Source organism: Phenylobacterium sp. (genome assembly GCF_046290725.1).
Lineage (GTDB): Bacteria > Pseudomonadota > Alphaproteobacteria > Caulobacterales > Caulobacteraceae > Phenylobacterium.
The window spans coordinates 1-2,229 of sequence record NZ_JBKBUH010000011.1 but is presented as its reverse complement, the minus strand read 5'-3'; the positions used below and the strand labels follow the sequence as shown (position 1 = coordinate 2,229).

Here is a 2,229-nt window from a genome sequence, read left to right as displayed (position 1 = left end):
CCACACGGTCCATCTGCTCCAAAAACGCACGCTTGCGGGTGCGCTTGGCGCGCAGCTCAAAGCCCGTATACATCGGCGCCTCCAGACTCATCTGCTTCATGTCGCTATTGTCCCATCCCGGTAGTCTGGCAGGAAGGTTTTGCAGACCTTCCCAAGGGATGTGCGCCGATCTCGGGCTCCAATCCCAGCCAGCCGTCCTCGCGCCAGAGGATGTCGAGCCCATGATCATGCAGTTGCACCCGCTCGATCAGCAGGCGCGCGATGCGTTGCTGCTCGGCCGGGAACAACTGCGCCCACACGTCGCCGATGCGTCGCATCGCCACCACCACCTGCGCTTCGTCGAGGGCGGCACCCGCCGGGTGGCGCTGGCACGCCCGCCAGGTGCCGATCAGCACCTCCGGCGCCGAGAGCGCCGCATGGATCTGCGTCAGCACCGCGTTCTCGATCTCGGCCGCGGGCAGATGGCCGACGTCCGGGGCGTCCGGCGCCAGGCTCGCGCCCGCGTTACGACGCTTGTGCAGGTAGGGGACGTAGTAGCGGTAGGTGCGTCCGCTCTTCTTCTTGACGAAGGTGTGCAGCATGCGCTGGCCGTCCGGGGCGAACAGCAGCCCCGCGAGCAGGGCCGGATGCTTGGCCCGGTGTTCACGCGGCGCCTGCTTGCGGCGCGCGATGAAAGCGTGCGCGGCGTCCCACAGGTCTTGCGGCACGATCGCTTCGTGTTGGCCGGGATACCACGTGCCATGGTTGCGGATCTCACCCAGGTAGATGCGGTTGCGCAGCATGGCAAAGATGTACTGCTGGTCGATGGGGCGGCCCCTTCGTTGCCGCCCACCCTGCGTCACCCAAGCCTTCGTCGTATGGCCTTCGACCGCCAGCTCCCGCACCAGCCGCGCCGCAGACCCGTGCTCCGCATAGCGGCGGAAGATGTCACGCACGAGTGCGGCCTCGCGTTCGTTGACGACGAGCTTGCGATCGACGACGTCATAGCCCAGCGGCGGCATGCCGCCCATCCACATGCCCTTCGCTTTGGAAGCGGCGATCTTGTCGCGGATGCGCTCGCCGGTGACCTCGCGCTCGAACTGCGCGAAGGACAGCAGGATGTTGAGCGTCAGCCGCCCCATCGAGGTGGTGGTGTTGAACTGCTGCGTGACCGAGACGAAGGAGACGCCATTGCGGTCGAACACCTCCACCAGCTTGGCGAAGTCCGCGAGGCTTCGCGTCAATCGGTCGATCTTGTAGACGACCACGATGTCGATCCTGCCGGCCTCGATGTCGGCCAGCAAGCGTTTGAGCGCCGGGCGGTCGAGATGGCCGCCGGAGTAGCCGCCGTCGTCATAACCCTCCTCGATGGCGATCCAGCCCTCGTGGCGTTGGCTGGCGATGTAGGCCAGCCCGGCGTCGCGTTGGGCCTCCGCGCGGCTGCTGGCGAAAGATCACCCGCAGATCCTGCAACCGGGTCGTATCCGCCGACAGAACCGCGCGCGCCAGGGCGGTGGAATTGCCACGGCCCTGGGGATCCGGCTCCGCGTAGCAGAAATACAGGGTGCGGTTGCGGGCAAAGTCGCTGTCCAGCACCAGATCGAGCAAGCCGCCCTGCCCCACCGCATCCACCGGGGGCAGGCCGGCGATCGGCGCGCCCAGGCGGCCGTCGGCCTCGACCACGCGCAAGCGCCCCGGGCGCTCGGTGACCAAAAAACGCCCATCCGGCAAAAACGCCAGCGCCCAGGGGTGCTCCAGCCCGGTGGCCACCGCCTCGGCACGCAGACGGGCCGGCTCCGCAACGGCCGTCCGCGCTGGAGCTGCCGCCAGCGCCAGGGCCAGCCCCGCACCCAGCACCGCCCGGGGCAGCCCCCGCCACCCCGCGCGCCCCGCACACCAACGGCCGACAAAACGCATCGCCATGATGGCGGGATGGTTTCCGATCGGCCGCCGGCCGTCAAGCAGCCAAAGCCCTCCCCAGGGCGGCCCACGTCGCCCCGAGCGGGCGCCGGAGAGGGAACTCCGCATTTAGCACTCGATCCAAGAGAGTGCTAACATAATGAACGATCCAGGAGAGGAGAGCCCATGACCGCGATGTCCCTTGCCCTCGCACCTGCGTCCCACGCCACGCCGGCGGCGTCGTGGAGCAGCACGGCGCTGACGCTGCCGCCGCTGGGCAACCTGGATGCTTACATCAGCGCGGTCAACCGCATTCCGATGCTCAGCGCCGACGAGGAGCGCGAGTGCGCG

General features: G+C 68.3%; 3 protein-coding genes. 1 reads left to right on the top strand and 2 read right to left on the bottom strand.

What is annotated here, in order from left to right:
• Window positions 1-104 precede the first annotated feature (104 nt).
• Both ACK41C_RS20955 and ACK41C_RS20950 read right to left on the bottom strand, forming a co-directional pair.
• Window positions 105-1,355: a recombinase family protein gene (locus tag ACK41C_RS20955; RefSeq protein WP_409658768.1), complete on the bottom strand. Its 1,251-nt coding sequence runs from the start codon at window positions 1,353-1,355 to the stop codon at window positions 105-107.
• Complete coding sequence (locus ACK41C_RS20950; RefSeq protein WP_409658762.1) at window positions 1,333-1,902, bottom strand: PQQ-dependent sugar dehydrogenase; 570 nt, start codon at window positions 1,900-1,902, stop codon at window positions 1,333-1,335. Before ACK41C_RS20950 ends, ACK41C_RS20955 begins: the two co-directional genes overlap by 23 nt.
• Window positions 1,903-2,064: 162 nt before the next feature.
• Between ACK41C_RS20950 and ACK41C_RS20945 the strand changes: the two genes are divergently transcribed.
• Window positions 2,065-2,229: sigma-70 factor domain-containing protein (locus ACK41C_RS20945; RefSeq protein WP_409658765.1), on the top strand; the 165-nt coding region annotated here is incomplete at its 3' end.

Excerpts from the sequence above, each read along its gene's own strand:
- ACK41C_RS20950 (WP_409658762.1), bottom strand. The coding sequence starts at position 1,902 with ATGGCGATGCGTTTTGTCGGCCGTTGGTGTGCGGGGCGCGCGGGGTGG.